Raw genomic sequence first — 16,573 nt, 5'->3', positions numbered from 1 at the left:
GCCGGCAACGGTCCCGGCGACCCGCCCTGCCCGTCCCGTCATCGTGGGTCACCGCGGAGCGCCGGCGTACCGGCCCGAGCACACCGCGGCCAGCTTCGAGCTCGCCATCGACCTGGGGGCCGACCTCATCGAGCCCGACGTCGTCGTCAGCCGGGACGGCGCGCTCGTCGTCCGGCACGAGAACGAGCTCTCCCACTCCACCGACGTCGCCCACCGCCCCGAGTTCGCCGACCGGCGCACCACCCGCGTCGTCGACGGCCGCGAGCGCACCGGCTGGTTCACCGAGGACTTCACCCTCGCCGAGCTGCGCACGCTGCGCGCCGTCGAGCGCATGCCGGCGCTGCGCCCGCTGAACACCACCTACGACGGGCGGGCCGGGATCCTCACCCTGGCCGAGGTCGTGGCGATCGCCCGCCGGCGTTCGACCCCGTCCCGGCAGGTGCGCGTGCTGGCCGAGCTGAAGAAGCCCAGCTGGTTCGACCACGAGGCGGGCGTCCCCGTTCCCGAGCTCGTCGCCGCCGAGCTGCGCCGCCTCGACGCGGCCCGGCCCGACGGGACCGTGGTCGTGCAGTCCTTCGACGCGGCCGCGCTGCGGCAGCTGCGCGCCGACCTCGGGGACCGCGGGCCGACGATGCTGCAGCTGGTCGACGACGCCGGCACCGACGACCAGCTGGTCACCCCGGCGGGCCTGCGCGAGGTCAGCACCTACGCGCAGGGCATCGCCCCGAGCCGGCACCGGATCCTGCTGCGCGACGCGGACCAGGCGATGACCGGCATCTCGGACCTCATCGCCCAGGCCCACCGCGCCGGGCTGGCCGTCGTCCCGTGGACGCTGCGCCCGGAGAACGCCTTCCTACCCCGGCACCTGCGCCGCGGCCAGGCCGTGAGCGGCACCGGGGACATGCAGACCGAGGCCCGCCTGCTGCTGGCCCTCGGCGTCGACGGGCTGATCACCGACGCCCCCGAGATCGCGGTTGCAGCGAGGCAGGAGCTGTACACCTCGCGGTCCTCCCGGACCGCGCCGCGCTCCGGCGCCGTCCTCGACCTGCGCTGAGGGGTGCCCCCGATGATCAGGTGACCTGGTCGTCCACGGTCCTGGCTCACGACCAGTGGTGAGCCAGGACCGTGTTCGACCAGCTCAGCTGATCGTCGCCCTCAGCCGATGAGGTCGTGCAGGACGACGTTCTCGTCGCGGCCGGGGCCGACGCCGATCACGCTGACCCGCGCGCCGGAGAGCTCCTCGAGCCGGCGCACGTAGGCCTGCGCGTTGGCCGGCAGCTCGTCGAAGGTCCGGCAGTTCCGGATGTCCTCGAACCAGCCCGGCATCTCCTCGTAGACCGGCTTGGCGTGGTGGAAGTCGGTCTGCGTCATCGGCATCTCGTCGTGCCGGACGCCGTCGACCTCGTAGGCCACGCAGATCGGCACCGTCTCCAGCCCGGAGAGGACGTCGAGCTTGGTGAGGAAGTAGTCGGTGATGCCGTTGACCCGGCTGGCGTAGCGGGCCACGACCGCGTCGAACCAGCCGCAGCGGCGGTCGCGGCCGGTGGTGACACCGACCTCGCCACCCTGCGTGCGCAGGTAGTCGCCCCACTGGTCGTGCAGCTCGGTGGGGAACGGCCCGGAGCCGACGCGGGTCGTGTAGGCCTTGAGGATGCCGACCACCCGCTCGATGCGGGTGGGGCCGATGCCCGAGCCCGCCGCCGCGCCACCGGCGGTCGGGGACGACGACGTGACGAACGGGTACGTGCCGTGGTCGACGTCGAGCAGGGTGCCCTGCGAGCCCTCCAGGAGCACCCACTCGCCGGCGTCCAGGGCGTTGGCCAGCAGCAGCCGGGTGTCGGCGATGCGGTGCTTGAGCTGCTCGGCGTAGCCGGCGTACTCCTCCACCACCTCGTCGACGTCGATCGCCTTGCGGTTGTAGACCTTGACCAGGACCTGGTTCTTCTCCTGCAGCGTGCCCTCGAGCTTCTGCCGGAGGATCGACAGGTCGAGCAGGTCCTGCACCCGGATGCCGGTGCGGGCGACCTTGTCGCCGTAGGCCGGGCCGATGCCGCGGCCGGTGGTGCCGATCCGGCGCTTGCCCAGGAACCGCTCGGTGACCCGGTCCAGTGCCCGGTGGTGCGGCATGATCAGGTGCGCATCGGCCGAGATGACCAGCCGCGAGGTGTCCACGCCGCGCTCCTCGAGGCCGGCGAGCTCGCCGATGAGCACCTCGGGGTCGATGACGACGCCGTTGCCGATGACCGGCGTGCACCCGGGCGTGAGGATCCCCGACGGGATGAGGTGCAGCGCGTACCTCTCGCCGTCCGGCGTGATCACCGTGTGCCCGGCGTTGTTGCCGCCCTGGTACCGGACGACGTACGGAACCCGCCCCCCGAGCAGGTCGGTGGCCTTGCCCTTGCCCTCGTCGCCCCACTGGGCGCCGATCAGCACGACTGCCGGCATCTCGCTGTCGTCCCCCTCGGACTCGTCACCGGCGGTCGACCGGCTGGCAGGTGGCAGGGTATCGGCATGCCTCTCGTCGAGTTCGACCTGCGCGGTCTCGCGCCCGGTGCGGCGCCGGCGCGCGAGGACGTCGCACCGGCGGCCGAGGCGGGCGCCCTGCTGGTGAGGGGGCCGGTGCCGGCCCTCGCGGCGGTGCTCACGACGCTGTGGAAGGCCGGGCGGACCGCCGGCGTCCCCGTCTCCTGGGAGCCCGCCGGCGACGGCGACTCCACCGCCCTGGCCCGCGCGCTCGGCATCGGCACGGGGGTCGCACGGGAGCTCGGCCTGGTGCGCGACGACCACGGCGGCGTGCTGCTGCACCACGGCCGTCTGGAGGCGGCCGGGGACGACCGGCGCCGTCCGCTGGCGCGGCGGCTGGGCGCGCAGGCGCACCACGACGCCGTCAAGATCGCCGACGGGCAGATCACCCGGATCGACGTGCGGCCCGACTGGCGGGCCGTGGACACCCTCGACGTGACCGTCATGACGCTGCCGCTGCGGCCCGGCCGCCGCACCCGCGGACGGGCGGTGCAGATCGCCAGCGACCCGGCCCGGGTCGTCCGGGACGGCGTCCCGTACCCGCGGCCGGTCGACCGCTGGACGTGGTACGCCGACGACCGGGTGCGCTGGCGGCTGCAGCCCTGAAGGAGGACCCCGTCCTCATCCCTCGCGAGCTCGCGACGAGCCTCGGGACGGGGCCGAGGGCAGGGAGGTCCTCCCTCAGGTGAAGATGCTCACCCCGCCGGGCCCCACGAGCAGGCCGACGATGATCAGCACGATCCCCCACAGCAACTGCCTGCGGACGATCGCGACGATGCCGGCGACGACGAGGACGACGGCGAGGATCCAGAGAAGCGTGGCCATGCGGAACCTCCGGGAACGGGCGTCCGGACCGGACGCTGGGTACGGAGAGTAAACGATCTCCGACCTCCACCGCCTGGTCTGCGTCGTCGTATCACGCAGGGTGACGTCAGGCTGCGGGGCGTCCCAGCCGCTCGTGCAGGTCGACGTGCCAGTCGACCTGCACCCGCCGGCCCACGTGCCCGCACGGCCGGACGAGGTCGAAGCGGGTGAGGAGGGCTCCGGAGTCGGCCCACAGCAGCGCCAGGTGACCCGGGGTGGACGGTGGCGCGTCGGGGTCGAGGGCGAGCTGCAGCTGGCGGCTCGGGTCCTGGCGGTAGAAGGCGCGCAGACCGTCGGTGGCCGCGGCGGGCAGCTCGCCGTCGTCGGAACGCCAGACCCGCACCACGTCCGTGGGGGTGCGCAGGATCAGCCCGCTCATCGGCAGGCCCAGGTTGTCGGTGCCGGTGTCGAGGTCCAGCTGGCGGGCCTGCAGCGGGTCGGAGAGCTCGTCGGGGCCGGCGTCCCACGGTCGCAGCCGCTCCATCGCCTCGCGACGGACCAGCTGGTGGTCCAGGTGCCGGTCGGCGGTCGGGTTCCAGCCCTGCCGCGCGTGGATCGCCGCGCTGACCGCGACGCCGGCCGACAGCGCCTCGTGGACGGCGAGCAGCAGCGGACGCAGGCGCGCGGTCACGGCGGCGGGTGAGTGGTCCACGGGAGGAGTGTGCAGGTCGGTGCTCGCGGCACCGAGCGGCGCATCGCGGGCGCTCCCCGCGGATCGCGGGCGCGACAGCGCCGGCAGTCCGCGAGGAACGCCCGCACAGGGCTGCCTACGGCGCCAGGCTGGGGTCGCAGTCGCGCAGCAGCTGGGTGCAGCGCTCCTGCTCGTCGGTCTCGCCGATCGCCTCCGCGGCCCGGGCCAGCACCGTCACGCAGCGCAGGAAGCCACGGTTGGGCTCGTGCGACCACGGCACCGGGCCGTAGCCCTTCCAGCCGTTGCGGCGCAGCGCGTCGAGGCCGCGGTGGTAGCCGGTGCGGGCGTACGCGTACGCCTCGATGACGTCGGTGAGCACCTGCTCGGGACGGTCGATCGCCTCCTCGGCCAGCGCCGCCCACGCCGCGCTCACCGTGGGGTGGTGCGCGGCGACCTCGGCCGGCGGGTCGCCGGCCGCGAACTCGGCGTCGGCCTCCGGGTTGCCGGGCAGCAGGGTGGCCGGCGGCTCACCGAGGAGGTTGTGGTGCGGGTGCGTCATCAGGCGCTCTGCGACTGGCCGGCCGACAGCAGGTCCTCGCACGCCGCGACGACGCGCGCGGCCATGCCGGTCTCCGCGAGCTTCATGTAGGTGCGCGGGTCGTAGGTCTTCTTGTTGCCGACCTCGCCGTCGACCTTCAGCACGCCGTCGTAGTTCTTGAACATGTGGTCGGTGATCGGCCGGGTGAAGGCGTACTGGGTGTCGGTGTCGACGTTCATCTTCACGACGCCGTAGGAGATGGCCTCGCGGATCTCCTCCTGCGCCGAGCCGGAGCCGCCGTGGAAGACCAGGTTGAACGGCTTGGCGCCGTCCCCCAGGTTGAACTCCTTGGCGACGATCGCCTGCCCGCGCTCGAGCACGTCGGGCCGCAGCTTCACGTTCCCGGGCTTGTAGACGCCGTGCACGTTGCCGAACGTCGCGGCGAGCAGGTAGACCCCGCGCTCGCCGAGGCCGAGCTTCTGCGCGGTGCGCAGGAAGTCGCCGTCGGCGGTGTAGAGCTTCTCGTTGATCTCGGCGACGACGCCGTCCTCCTCGCCGCCGACGATGCCGATCTCCAGCTCGAGGACGATCTTGGCCGCCGCGGCCTTCTCCATCAGCTCCTCGGCGATGTCGAGGTTCTCGGTGAGCTCGATGGCCGAGCCGTCCCACATGTGCGACTGGAACAGCGGCGCCTGGCCGGCGTCGACCCGGTCCTTGGACAGGGCGATCAGCGGGCGGACGTAGGCGTCGAGCTTGTCCTTGGGGCAGTGGTCGGTGTGCAGCGCGACGTTGACCGGGTACTTCTCGGCGACGACGTGCGCGAACTCGGCCAGCGCGACGGCGCCGGTGACCATGTCCTTGACCCGGGTGCCCGAGCCGAACTCGGCGCCGCCGGTGGAGAACTGGATGATGCCGTCGCTGCCGGCGTCGGCGAAGCCACGCAGCGCGGCGTTGACCGTCTCCGACGAGGTGCAGTTGATCGCCGGGTAGGCGAAGCCGCCCTCCTTGGCCCGGTTGATCATGTCGGCGTAGACCTCGGGGGTCGCGATGGGCATGCGGGGCACTCCTTGCGTCGGTGGCGGCGCTGGTCCGGCGGCCAGTATCGCGCCCGGCCCGAGGGGTGCGACACCCCGCTACCGGTCGTCCTCCGGTCCGACCAGGAGGCCGAGGGCGGTCACGAGCACCACGGCCTGCCCGCCGTCGACCCGGGCGCCGGTCAGCCCGACCTCCCGCGGGTCCAGCGCGGTCAGGTCGCTGCCGCGCAGGTCGGCGCCGGACAGGTCGGCACCGGACAGCTGAGCGGCCGAGAGGTCCAGGTCCCGCAGCGTCGCCCCGGCGGCCCGCACGTCCGTGAGGTCGGCCTCGCGCATCCGCGCACCGGTGAACCCGGCCCGCGACAGGTCCGCGCGCCGGAGGACGACGAAGGACCAGTCGCCGCCCTCGACGGTGGCCAGGTCGAAGGTGCAGCGGTCGAAGGTGCTGCCGACCAGCTTGCAGTCGGTGAAGACGGCCTGGGCGAACGAGCAGCCGGTGAAGGTGCAGTTCAGGAACGCGGCGTCGGTGTGCCGGCTGAGCGTGAACCGGCAGTCCCGGAAGACGCAGTCGGTGAAGACGGCGCCGTCGTCCGTGGTCTCGGACAGGTCGACCCGGCTGAAGGTGACCCCGGTGTGCCGCTGCCCGGAGAGGTCGTCGCCGTACCAGTCCTCGTCGCGGACGTCGGCCGCACCCCCACCTGCGGTGCTCACCCCTGCTCCACCCGGCTGGCCACCCGCGCGGCGACCACCACGGGGTCGTACACCGGCGAGAACGGCGGCGCGTAGGAGAGGTCCGAGCCGGCGAACTCCTCGGCGGTCAGCCCCGCCCAGATGGCGGTGGCCAGGACGTCGATCCGCTTGCCGGCGCCCGGCCCGCCGACGACCTGGCCGCCGAGCAGCTGCCCGGAGCCGCTGTCGCTGACCAGCTTGACCGTGATCCCCGCGGCGCCGGGGAAGTAGCCGGCCCGCGTCGTCCCCTCGATCGTCTCGGCGCGGACGTCGTACCCGGCGGCCTCGGCCTGCCCGCTGCACAGCCCGGTGCGCCCGATCTCCAGGTCGCCGACCCGGGTCAGCGCGGTGCCCAGGACGCCGGCGAAGCGGGCCGCCTGACCGCCGATCACCGAGCCGGCCACCCGCCCCTGCTTGTTGGCGTGCGTGCCCAGCGCGACGTGCACCGCCTCGCCGGTCAGCCGGTGGAAGGTCTGGCTGCAGTCGCCGGCGGCGTAGACCGCCTCGTGCGAGCGGCTGCGCTGGGTGCGGTCGACCTCGACGGCCCCGGTCTCGCCGATCCGCAGGCCGGCGGCGCGGGCCAGCCCGACCTCGGGGCCCATGCCCAGCCCGAGGACGACGAGGTCGCAGGGGTAGCTGCCGGCGTCGGTGGTGACCGCCCGTACCGCGCCGTCCGCGCCGGTCTCGATCGCGCGCACCGGCTGGCCGGGCTGCACGTCGATGCCCATGTCGCCCATCGCCTTGCAGATCCGCTCGCCCATGTCCCGGTCGAGCAGCGACATCGGCAGGTCGTCGGCGAGCACGACGGTGACCCCGAGGCCGCGGGCCTGCAGCGCCTCGGCCATCTCCAGGCCGATGTAGCCCCCGCCCAGCACGACCGCCCGGCGGGCGCCGGCGGCGACCGCGCCGCGGATGTCGGCGCCGTCGGCCAGCCGGTGCACCCCGTGGACACCGGGCGCGTCCAGACCGGGGACGTCCGGGCGCAGCGGGCGACCACCGGTGGCGACCACCAGCCGGTCGAAGCCGAGCGTCTCACCGGTGCTGGTGCGGACCGTGCCGGCGTCCAGGTCGAGCTCCTCGGCGCGGGTGCCGGTGCGCACCTCGATGTCGCGGGCGGCGAACTCCCGCGGCGTGCGGGCGATCAGCTCGTCGCGGTCCCCGACGACGTCGCCCACCCAGTAGGGGATGCCGCAGGCCGAGTACGAGACCTCCGGGCCCTGCTCGAGGACGGTGATGGCGAGGTCGGGGGCACCGCGCAGCCGCCGGGCCGCCGCGGCCGCGGACATGCCGGCGGCATCCCCTCCGACGACGAGCAGACGCGCTGCGCTCATGGGGTCAGGGTGTCACCGACGGGCCGGCCGGGGCCGGCTCACCCGAGGCCGAGGTCGGCGAGGGTGAACGCGGCCCGGTACTCCAGGCCCGCCGCCTCCACCGCGGCCCGCCCGCCGCGGTCCACGACGACCGCCACCGCGACCGGCTCGGCACCGGCCTCGCGCAGCGCCTCGACGGCGGTCAGCGGGCTCGACCCGGTGGTCGAGACGTCCTCGACCACGAGGACGGCGCGGCCGGCGACGTCGGGCCCCTCGATCCGCCGCTGCAGCCCGTACGCCTTGCCGGTCTTGCGGACGACGCACGCGTCGAGGAAGCCCTCACCGGCTGCCGCGGCGTGCAGCATCGCCGTCGCCACCGGGTCGGCGCCCAGGGTGAGCCCGCCGACGACGTCGTAGCGCAGGTCCCGGGTGAGCTGGCGCATGACCCGGCCGACCAGCGGAGCACCCTCGTGGTGCAGCGTCAGCCGGCGCATGTCGATGTACCAGTCGGCCTCCTGCCCCGAGGAGAGCGTCACGCGCCCGTGGACGACGGCGAGGTCGACGACGAGCTCGAGCAGCCGGTCACGGTCGGGCCGGGCGGCCCCCTCCCCGGGGCCCGCTCCGAGGGACGAGGGGCGGGGAGGGAGGGGGTCGTTTTCCATGCCGCCGACCCTAGAAGGACCCCGTCCTCCTCACCGAGGAAGGACCCCCTCCTGCCCACCCTTCGCACGCTCGGGGCGGGGCCCGGGACGGGGCCGCGGCGCTCCGCGGCTTCCTCAGGCGACCGGCGGGGTGAGCACCTGGTCGAGGACGTAGACGGTGGCGTTCAGGGTGGGCAGGTTGCCGCAGACGACCGTCGCGTCGGCGGCGCCCAGCAGGGTCTGGTCGGCGCTGATCGTGAAGACCTCGCCGACCCCGTCGATGGTGACCTGACCGCCGTCGAGGGTGGTGTGCGTGCCGGCCAGCTCGCCCGGCCCCAGCCGGCCGGCGATGACGTGGTGGGTGACCAGGGCGGTCAGCCGCGGGGTGTCGGCCAGCAGCGGGTCCAGCGTGGCGGGCGGGACGGCGGCGAAGGCCTCGTTGACCGGGGCCAGCACGGTGAGGTCCTGGGTGGCGTCGAGGGACGCGGCGAGCGCGGCCCGCTGCACGGTGACCATCGTGGTGGTCAGCCCCGGGACGGTCGACATCGCGGTCGCGGCCGGGGCGGCGGCGAGGGCGGCCGGGCTGCCGGGGCCCTCGGGCGGGAGTCCGGCACAGCCGGGGCCGAAGGGGCCGGTCGGCACGGGCGGGGCGGCCGGCGACGCCGACGTCGTCGCGGGCGCGCTGCTCGCCGCGGCGACGTCGTCCGCCGGCCCGTCGGAGCCGCAGCCGGCCAGCGGCAACGCCAGCACGGTCGCGGCGGCGAACAGGGCGCGGCGGGTCGGGGTGCGCGTCACGGGGCGGAGCTCCTTCGTCGGGTGCGCCGCCATCATCCCCGGCGCGGCGCGCCACAGCCGGTAACGGCGCGACAGCAGTCCGGTACACATCCGCGGGCTGCCGTCCGTGAGGACGACGGCCCGCGGATGTGTACCGGCAGGGGTCCTCGTTCAGCCCTGGGCCGGGGCGAGCACCTGGTCGACGATGTAGACGGTGGCGTTCGCCGTCTGCACGTCGCCGCAGATGACCGAGGCCGGGGTGCCGGTCACGGTCCGGGCGACGGTGAAGTCCTCGCCGGAGCCCTCGATGGTGACCTCGTCGCCGCCCAGGGTGGTGTGCGTGCCGGCCAGCTCGTCGGGGGCCAGGCGGCCCTCGATGACGTGGTGGCTCAGGATCGCGGTCAGCTGGGCGTTGTCGGCCAGCACCGCCCGGAGGGCGTCCGGCGGGACGGCCTCGAAGGCCGGGTTCGCCGGGGCGATCACGGTGACGTCCTGGGCGCTGTTGAGGGTGTCCACCAGGTTGGCCTGCACGACGGCCTGGACCAGCGTCGACAGCACCGGGTTGTTGCTGGCGGCGGTGGCGACCGGGTCGTCGGTCATGCCGGTGAAGGAGCCCTCACCGTCGGCCGGGACGGCGGCGCAGCCCTCGCCGAAGGGCTCCTCGGACGGCGTTCCGCTGTCGCTGGGCGCCGACGAGCCGATGCCGCCCATGGCGCCCTCGCTGGCGCTGCTGGCCGCGCTGCCGGCGCTGTCAGCGGCGTCGGACGCGGCGTCCTCGGCGCCGCAGGCGGTGACGCTCAGCGCGAGGGCCGAGACACCGGTCAGCAGGGCGGTGCGGGTGAGGGTGCGCTTCACGTGGATCTCCTTGGTCGTCGTGCTCGGGTTCTGGCCCCGTCCCGGGGAGCGGGGGCCGCGCCTGCGGCCGGCGGCCGAGGCGAGTCCTGGTGGGTGGTGGGTCAGGTCGCGGTGACCCGGATGGAGTGCAGTCCGCTGGACCCGTCGGGGAACGGCTCGGCCCGCTCCCCGGTCTGCACCTCGCCCTCGGCGCTGGTCGCGCGGACCGTGAGCTGGTACGAGCCGGGCGCGAAGTCGTAGGGCAGCACCCACTGCCGCCACAGGTCGGCGTCCACCTGCGAGGAGAGCCGCGCCGGCACCCACGGCCCGTCGTCGACCCGGACCTCGACGGCGCCGACGCCACGGGTCTGCGCCCAGGCCACGCCGGCGATCGGACGGCGCCCGGCCGGGAAGCGGCGCAGCGGGGCGGGGGTGTCGATGCGAGAGGCGATCTCGATCGGCGCCTGCGCGGCCCAGCCGCGCGCGGTCCAGTAGGCGTCGAAGGCGCCGTAGGTGGAGGCCTCGATGCCGGTCATCCACTTGCACGCCGACACGTACCCGTAGAGCCCTGGGATGAGCATGCGCACCGGGAAGCCGTGCTCGACGGGCAGCGGCTCGCCGTTCATCCCGAAGGCGATCATCGCGTCCTCGACCTCGAGCGCCGCGCGGGTCGGGGCGCCGATGGTCATGCCGTCCGAGGAGCGGCAGACCAGCTGGTCGGAGCCGGACCGGATGCCGTTCTCGCGGAGGAAGGCCCCCAGCGGGATCCCGAGCCAGCGCGCGGTGCCGGCCAGCCGGCCCCCGACCGTGTTGGAGACGCAGGTCAGGGTGATGTCGCGCTCGATGACGTCGTCGCGGCCGAGCAGGTCGTCGAGCGTGTAGGTGCGCGGGGAGTCGAACATCCCGGTGAGCGTCAGCCGGTGGTCGGCCGGCCTGATCTGCGGCACCGTGATCGCGGTGTCGACCCGGTAGAACTCGCGGTTCGGGGTGAACAGCGGCGTCAGGCCCTGGACCTGCGGGGCGAGGTCGGCACCGACGGGCAGCGGCGCGGCCGGAGACGCCGGCGCCGGGAGGACGAGGTCGGCGCGCGCACCGCCGACGTCGAAGCGGCGCAGCAGCAGCCGGCCCGCACCGCCGGTGGCGACGGCGGCACCGGCGGCGGCACCACTGGTGAGGAGGAACCGGCGGCGGTCGAGGCCGACGCCCTTGCGGTCGCCGGAACCGAGGGCGGTCCGCAGGCGCCCCACGGACGGGGCCTCGTCGTCGGGACGGGTGTCCGTGGTGCCGGTGGCCGGCACGGTGAGCGGGGCCAGCAGTGCGAGCAGCGCGACGGTGCCCCCGAGGGCGCCGACGAGAACCGGCAGCGCGTCGAGCGGGCCGCCTGCGGGGCCGGTGACCGCCGCGAGGGCCCCGACCAGGCCGAACAGCGCGATCCCGGCCACCCCGACCGCCCGGCGGCGCAGCGCCAGGACGCCGAGGACCGCGGCGTGGACCGCGATGACCACGAGCGTGCCGACGACGAGGGCCGTCTTGTCGTGCTCGCCGAAGGTCCGGATCGCGAAGGCCTTGACCGGCTCCGGGACGAGGGTGATGACCGTGTCGCCGACGGCGACGACCGGCGAGGACTGCGGACCGGTGAGGCCGGCGGCGAGTTCGGCCACACCCAGCGCGACACCGGCGGACAGCAGTCCGGCCGCGGCGGCCAGCGGACGGCACCCGGAACGGGGCGGCACGTCCGGCCCGGTCGCCGCGGCCGGGATCTGCTCGGTGGTGGTCACGACCGGTCTTCGGGACCGGTCGCGCTACGGGTTCACTCCCCCGGTAACGGTTCCGTAACGAGCTGTCAGCGCAGTCCGGCCTGTCGGCGGGCGGTCATCGCCCGGTACCACTCGTTGGACGGAGGGCGGGCCAGCAGCACGATGCCGACGGCCAGCAGCAGCAGCTGGAACACCGAGAGCGCGCTGAGGAAACCGGTGCTCGGCTGCCCCAGCCCCACCAGCCCGCTGACGAGGGCCAGCCCGCCCAGCACGAACAGCACGATGCGGGCCCAGTTGTGCCCCTTCCACGCGAAGAAGATGAACATCGCCTGGAGGGCGGTGAAGACCAGCCCGATCACCGCGCCCACGATGAGCAGGGAGCGGACGGACTCCTCGGAGAACTCGACCCCGGTCGTGGCCAGCTCCTGGTTGACGATGCTCTCCAAGCTGCCGAAGGCCACCGCGGATCCGACCAGCCCGAGCAGCAGGTTGGCCACGAAGGCGCCGGTACCGAAGCGGACGGTGTCCGGCCGGGGCGGGGCCTCCGGGGGGAGGTGCTGCCCCGGGGCGGACGGCGCGGCGGCGTAGCCGTAGGGCGGCTGCCCCTGCCAGCCCTGCTGCGGGTCCTGCCAGCCACCCTGCTGCGGGTTCTGCCAGCCACCCTGCTGCGGGTTCTGCCAGCCACCCTGCTGCGGGTTCTGCCAGCCACCCTGCTGCGGGTCCTGCCACCCCTGCTGCGGAGGCGGCGGGTTCTGCCAGCCCTGCCCCGGCGGCGTCTGCCAGCCGGGTCGGCCCTGCGGGGGCTGCCCCTGCTGGGGGTCCTGGCCGCCCTGCCCTGACGTCATCACTCGCTCCCTGGTCGTTCCTCGGGTGTCCCGCCCGAGGATCACGGACCACTCGGTACCGGACCAGTGCCGATGGGCGATCGAGACCGGATCGATGACACCGCGGTCCTCCGGACCGCACCGCGGCCAGGTGCCGTCCCCCTGTCGCGGAGAGCCCACCGCGTCCTCCGGCGGGGGACCTCTCGGGTCCCCGCTCCTCGCGACGGCGCGCTGCTCGACGTCCCCGGAACGCGCGGGGCCCGCCGCCCCGGGTGGGACGACGGGCCCCTGGTGAGGGTCTGGAACGGCCACCCGTCCGGGGCCCGCGCCGAGCTCGCGAGGCGCGGGGAGAAGGGTGGCCCTTCGTCAGCCGCGACGGACGGTCAGGCCCTCCTCGGCGAGGTCCGCCGGGGCGTCGACGACCACCTCGTCGCCGTCCCGGATGTCACCCGCCAGCAGCGCCTTGGCCAGCTGGTCGCCGATCGCCGACTGCACCAGCCGGCGCAGCGGGCGGGCGCCGTAGACCGGGTCGAACCCGTTGAGCGCCAGCCACTCGCGCGCGGCGTCGGTGACCCGCAGCGTGAGCCGGCGGGCCGCCAGCCGGCGGGCGAGGACGCCGACCTGGATGTCGACGATGCCGGCCAGCTCCTCGCTGCCGAGGGCGTGGAAGACCACGACGTCGTCCAGCCGGTTGAGGAACTCCGGCTTGAAGTGCTGCCGGACCACCTCCATGACCGCCGACCGGCGCCGCTCCTCGTCGACCGACTGGTCGGCGATCAGGTGCGAGCCGAGGTTCGACGTCAGGATCAGGATGGTGTTCCGGAAGTCCACCGTCCGGCCCTGGCCGTCGGTCAGCCGGCCGTCGTCGAGCACCTGGAGCAGCACGTCGAAGACGTCCTGGTGGGCCTTCTCGACCTCGTCGAACAGCACGACGGTGTAGGGCCGCCGCCGGACCGCCTCGGTGAGCTGGCCGCCGGACTCGTAGCCGACGTAGCCGGGCGGGGCGCCGACCAGCCGGGCCACCGAGTGCTTCTCGGAGTACTCGCTCATGTCGATGCGGACCATCGCCCGCTCGTCGTCGAACAGGAACTCCGCCAGCGCCTTGGCCAGCTCGGTCTTGCCGACGCCGGTCGGGCCGAGGAACAGGAAGGACCCGGTGGGCCGGTTCGGGTCAGCGACGCCGGAGCGCGCGCGGCGCACGGCGTCGGAGACGGCACGGACGGCGTCGGGCTGGCCCACGACGCGCCGGCCGAGCTCCTCCTCCATCCGCAGCAGCTTCTGGGTCTCCCCCTCGAGCAGCCGCCCGGCGGGGATGCCGGTCCAGGCCTGGACGACCTCGGCGATGTCGTCGGGGCCGACCTCCTCCTTGAGCATGGAGTCGGTGCCCGCGACCGAGGCCTCGGCGTCGGCCAGCGCCTTCTCCAGCTGGGGCAGCCGACCGTAGCGCAGCTCCGCGACCTTGGCCAGCTCGCCGTCGCGCTCGGCCCGCTCGGCCTCCAGGCGGGCTCGCTCCAGCTCCTCCTTGATCTGCTGGATGCGGACGATCGCGCTCTTGTCCTGCTGCCACCGGGCGGTCAGCTCGTCGAGCTGCTGCCGCTTGTCGGCCAGGTCCGCGCGCAGCGCGGCCAGGCGCTCCTGGGAGGACGGGTCGTCCTCCTTGGCCAGCGCCATCTCCTCGATCTCCAGCCGGCGGACGGCGCGCTCCACCTCGTCGACCTCGACCGGCCGGCTGTCGATCTCCATCCGCAGCCGGCTGGCCGCCTCGTCGACCAGGTCGATCGCCTTGTCCGGCAGGAAGCGGGCGGTGACGTAGCGGTCCGACAGGGTGGCGGCGGCGACGATGGCCGCGTCGGTGATCCGGACGCCGTGGTGGACCTCGTAGCGCTCCTTGAGGCCGCGCAGGATGCCGATGGTGTCCTCGACCGAGGGCTCGCCGACGAAGACCTGCTGGAAGCGGCGCTCCAGCGCCGGGTCCTTCTCGATGTGCTCCCGGTACTCGTCGAGCGTGGTCGCCCCGACCATCCGCAGCTCACCGCGGGCCAGCATCGGCTTGATCATGTTGCCGGCGTCCATCGCCGAGTCGCCGGTGGCACCGGCACCGACGATGGTGTGCAGCTCGTCGATGAAGGTGATGACCTCGCCCTCGGACTCGGCGATCTCCTGCAGGACGGCCTTGAGCCGCTCCTCGAACTCGCCGCGGTACTTGGCGCCGGCGACCATGCTGGCCAGGTCGAGCGCCATCAGCCGCTTGCCCTTGAGGCTCTCGGGGACGTCGCCGGCGACGATGCGCTGGGCCAGGCCCTCGACGATCGCCGTCTTGCCGACGCCGGGCTCACCGATCAGCACCGGGTTGTTCTTGGTGCGGCGGGAGAGCACCTGCACGACGCGACGGATCTCGGTGTCGCGGCCGACGACCGGGTCGATCTTGCCCTCGCGGGCCCGCTCGGTGAGGTCGACGGCGTACTTCTCCAGGGCCTGGAAGGTGCTCTCCGGGTCGGCGGTGGTGACCTTCCGGTTGCCCCGCACGGTGCGGAAGGCCGCCAGCAGCGCGTCGCGGGTCGCGCCGGCGCTCGTGAGCACCGCCGCCGCCTCGCCGTCGGAACTCGCCAGGCCCACCAGCAGGTGCTCGGTGGACACGAACTCGTCGCCCAGCGCGCTGGCCTGCTCCCCGGCGGCGTTGAGCACGCGGAGCAGCTCCCGGGACGGGGAGGGGGCGGGCACGGTCGCCCCGCTCACGCTCGGCATCCGCCGCAGCGCGGCGTCGGTCTTGGCGCGGACGTCGGCGACGTCGGCTCCCACGGCCTTGAGCAGCGGGCCGGCGATGCCGTCGGTCTGCTCGAGCAGCGCGGCGAGCAGGTGCAGGGGCTCGAGCGCGGCCTGGCCGCGATCCACCGCGAGCCGCTGGGCGGCCGTGATCGCCTCCTGCGAACGGGTGGTCAGCTTGCTCTGCATGGTCTGTGGGATCGGTCCTCTCAGGAAGGGCCGGACGAGCCGGCCAGGTGCTGTCGGGGAGTCCAACGACGCACGAGTTGAGTGTGTTCCACTCAATCTGACTGCGTCCACCCGGCGCAGGACACGCGTGCGACCCGGTGATGTGCGGCACGGCCAGCGCAACCCCGGGTACCGGCGGTGACCGGGGGCCTAGAATTGGAGGATGACGCGTCTCCCGCCCCCGAGCGCGGTCCTCGAGGACCAGTTGTGCTTCGCGCTCTACGCGGCCTCCCGGGCGATGACCGCGCGCTACCGGCCCCTGCTCGACGCCGTCGGTCTCACCTATCCCCAGTACCTGGTGATGATGCTGCTGTGGGAGGAGGACAACCAGACCGTCGGGCAACTGGGCGCCCGCCTCTCCCTCGACAGCGGCACGCTCTCCCCGCTGCTCAAGCGGCTCACCACCGCCGGCCTGGTCACCCGCCACCGCCGCGTGGAGGACGAGCGCTCGGTCGCCATCGCGCTGACCGACGCCGGCCGGGCACTGCGGGACAAGGCCGGTGCGATCTCCGAGGAGATCATCTGCGCGCTCGATCTCGACCGCGAGGAGTTCGCCGACCTGAAGGCCAAGCTGCACCTGGTCACCGAGCGGGTCACGACCAACTGACCCGACGACGGGTCGTCCACGACGGACCGGGGTAGCGCACCCGCGACACACCAGTCCCGAGGAGGAGGACCCATGCCCACCCGTACCGCTCGCACCGCCTGGAACGGCACCCTGCAGGAGGGCTCCGGTCAGGTCGAGCTGTCCAGCTCGAAGGTCGGCACCTACGAGGTGTCGTTCCCCAAGCGCGCGGCCGAGGAGGCCGACGGCACGACCAGCCCCGAGGAGCTCATCGCGGCGGCGCACTCGTCGTGCTTCGCGATGGCCCTGTCCAACGAGATCGCCAAGGCCGGCGGCACCCCTCAGGCCCTGGAGGTCTCCGCGGACGTCACGCTGGGCCAGAAGGACGGCGGCCCGCACATCACGAAGATCAAGATCACCGTCCGCGGTGAGGTCGAGGGGCTCGACGCCGCGGGGTTCGAGCAGGCCGCCCAGGCGGCCAAGGCCGGCTGCCCGGTGAGCAAGGCGCTGGCCGGCGTCGACAGGATCAGCCTGGACGCCGCCCTCGAGTAGGAGGAC

The 16,573-nt window shown here is 74.0% G+C and carries 17 protein-coding genes; 4 read left to right on the top strand and 13 right to left on the bottom strand.

The genetic code is table 11. The features are described 5' to 3' along the window. Window positions 1–43 precede the first annotated feature (43 nt). Window positions 44–1,054 (top strand): glycerophosphodiester phosphodiesterase family protein, encoded by a 1,011-nt coding sequence (locus tag BLS21_RS18625; RefSeq protein ID WP_245700555.1) that lies wholly within the window; start codon window positions 44–46, stop codon window positions 1,052–1,054. A gap of 101 nt (window positions 1,055–1,155) precedes the next feature. Here the strand turns inward: BLS21_RS18625 and BLS21_RS18620 are convergent, their stop codons facing one another. Further along, a complete protein-coding gene (locus BLS21_RS18620; RefSeq protein ID WP_091221882.1) occupies window positions 1,156–2,445 on the bottom strand; it encodes an adenylosuccinate synthase in 1,290 nt (429 codons plus the stop codon). Window positions 2,446–2,511: 66 nt separating this feature from the next. Here BLS21_RS18620 and BLS21_RS18615 point away from each other — a divergent pair, with 66 nt between their 5' ends. Continuing rightward, window positions 2,512–3,129 carry a hypothetical protein gene (locus tag BLS21_RS18615; protein WP_091221881.1) on the top strand — a complete coding sequence of 206 codons (618 nt, stop codon included), beginning with the start codon at window positions 2,512–2,514 and terminating at the stop codon, window positions 3,127–3,129. Between the two features lie 75 nt (window positions 3,130–3,204). Here BLS21_RS18615 and BLS21_RS25270 read toward each other — a convergent pair whose 3' ends face one another. The 12 genes from BLS21_RS25270 to clpB form a co-directional block, all read right to left on the bottom strand. After that, on the bottom strand, window positions 3,205–3,348 hold the full coding sequence (locus BLS21_RS25270; protein WP_165965732.1) for a GPGG-motif small membrane protein: 144 nt from the start codon (window positions 3,346–3,348) through the stop codon (window positions 3,205–3,207). Window positions 3,349–3,454: 106 nt separating this feature from the next. Then, complete coding sequence (locus BLS21_RS18610) at window positions 3,455–4,039, bottom strand: hypothetical protein (protein WP_091221879.1); 585 nt, start codon at window positions 4,037–4,039, stop codon at window positions 3,455–3,457. Window positions 4,040–4,154: 115 nt separating this feature from the next. Then, window positions 4,155–4,577 carry a DUF3151 domain-containing protein gene (locus BLS21_RS18605; protein WP_091221876.1) on the bottom strand — a complete coding sequence of 141 codons (423 nt, stop codon included), beginning with the start codon at window positions 4,575–4,577 and terminating at the stop codon, window positions 4,155–4,157. Next, a complete protein-coding gene (gene fbaA, locus BLS21_RS18600; RefSeq protein WP_091221874.1) occupies window positions 4,577–5,611 on the bottom strand; it encodes a class II fructose-bisphosphate aldolase in 1,035 nt (344 codons plus the stop codon). The genes BLS21_RS18605 and fbaA overlap by 1 nt, the downstream gene beginning before the upstream one ends. Window positions 5,612–5,689: 78 nt before the next feature. After that, window positions 5,690–6,301 carry a pentapeptide repeat-containing protein gene (locus BLS21_RS18595; protein WP_091221871.1) on the bottom strand — a complete coding sequence of 204 codons (612 nt, stop codon included), beginning with the start codon at window positions 6,299–6,301 and terminating at the stop codon, window positions 5,690–5,692. Continuing rightward, the gene (locus BLS21_RS18590; RefSeq protein ID WP_091221868.1) at window positions 6,298–7,650 is read right to left on the bottom strand and encodes an FAD-dependent oxidoreductase; all 1,353 of its coding nucleotides are present in this window, start codon (window positions 7,648–7,650) and stop codon (window positions 6,298–6,300) included. Before BLS21_RS18590 ends, BLS21_RS18595 begins: the two co-directional genes overlap by 4 nt. 38 nt (window positions 7,651–7,688) lie before the next feature. Then, window positions 7,689–8,291, bottom strand: a complete 603-nt coding sequence (gene pyrE / locus BLS21_RS18585; RefSeq protein WP_091221866.1) for an orotate phosphoribosyltransferase — start codon at window positions 8,289–8,291, stop codon at window positions 7,689–7,691. Window positions 8,292–8,405: 114 nt separating this feature from the next. After that, window positions 8,406–9,065 carry a fasciclin domain-containing protein gene (locus BLS21_RS18580; protein WP_091222013.1) on the bottom strand — a complete coding sequence of 220 codons (660 nt, stop codon included), beginning with the start codon at window positions 9,063–9,065 and terminating at the stop codon, window positions 8,406–8,408. Window positions 9,066–9,215: 150 nt separating this feature from the next. After that, window positions 9,216–9,899 (bottom strand): fasciclin domain-containing protein, encoded by a 684-nt coding sequence (locus tag BLS21_RS18575; RefSeq protein WP_175479632.1) that lies wholly within the window; start codon window positions 9,897–9,899, stop codon window positions 9,216–9,218. A 101-nt stretch (window positions 9,900–10,000) separates the two neighbouring features. Continuing rightward, window positions 10,001–11,656, bottom strand: coding sequence for a molybdopterin-dependent oxidoreductase (locus BLS21_RS18570; protein WP_217636196.1), 1,656 nt, complete (start codon window positions 11,654–11,656; stop codon window positions 10,001–10,003). A gap of 65 nt (window positions 11,657–11,721) precedes the next feature. Then, on the bottom strand, window positions 11,722–12,480 hold the full coding sequence (locus tag BLS21_RS18565) for a hypothetical protein (protein ID WP_091221863.1): 759 nt from the start codon (window positions 12,478–12,480) through the stop codon (window positions 11,722–11,724). A 345-nt stretch (window positions 12,481–12,825) separates the two neighbouring features. Continuing rightward, window positions 12,826–15,411, bottom strand: coding sequence for an ATP-dependent chaperone ClpB (gene clpB / locus BLS21_RS18560; protein WP_091221860.1), 2,586 nt, complete (start codon window positions 15,409–15,411; stop codon window positions 12,826–12,828). 202 nt (window positions 15,412–15,613) lie between these two features. On the opposite strand from clpB, the gene BLS21_RS18555 reads away from it, so the two are divergent. Together BLS21_RS18555 and BLS21_RS18550 are read left to right on the top strand one after the other, a co-directional pair. Next, the gene (locus BLS21_RS18555; RefSeq protein ID WP_091221859.1) at window positions 15,614–16,057 is read left to right on the top strand and encodes a MarR family winged helix-turn-helix transcriptional regulator; all 444 of its coding nucleotides are present in this window, start codon (window positions 15,614–15,616) and stop codon (window positions 16,055–16,057) included. Window positions 16,058–16,129: 72 nt separating this feature from the next. Next, complete coding sequence (locus tag BLS21_RS18550) at window positions 16,130–16,567, top strand: OsmC family peroxiredoxin (RefSeq protein WP_091221856.1); 438 nt, start codon at window positions 16,130–16,132, stop codon at window positions 16,565–16,567. The last annotated feature ends 6 nt before the right edge of the window (window positions 16,568–16,573 follow it).

Origin of the sequence: Geodermatophilus siccatus (assembly GCF_900103785.1) — a bacterium.
Lineage (GTDB): Bacteria > Actinomycetota > Actinomycetes > Mycobacteriales > Geodermatophilaceae > Geodermatophilus > Geodermatophilus siccatus.
The sequence above is the reverse complement of the archived record's forward strand: the minus strand, read 5'-3'. Positions and strand labels throughout refer to the sequence as shown.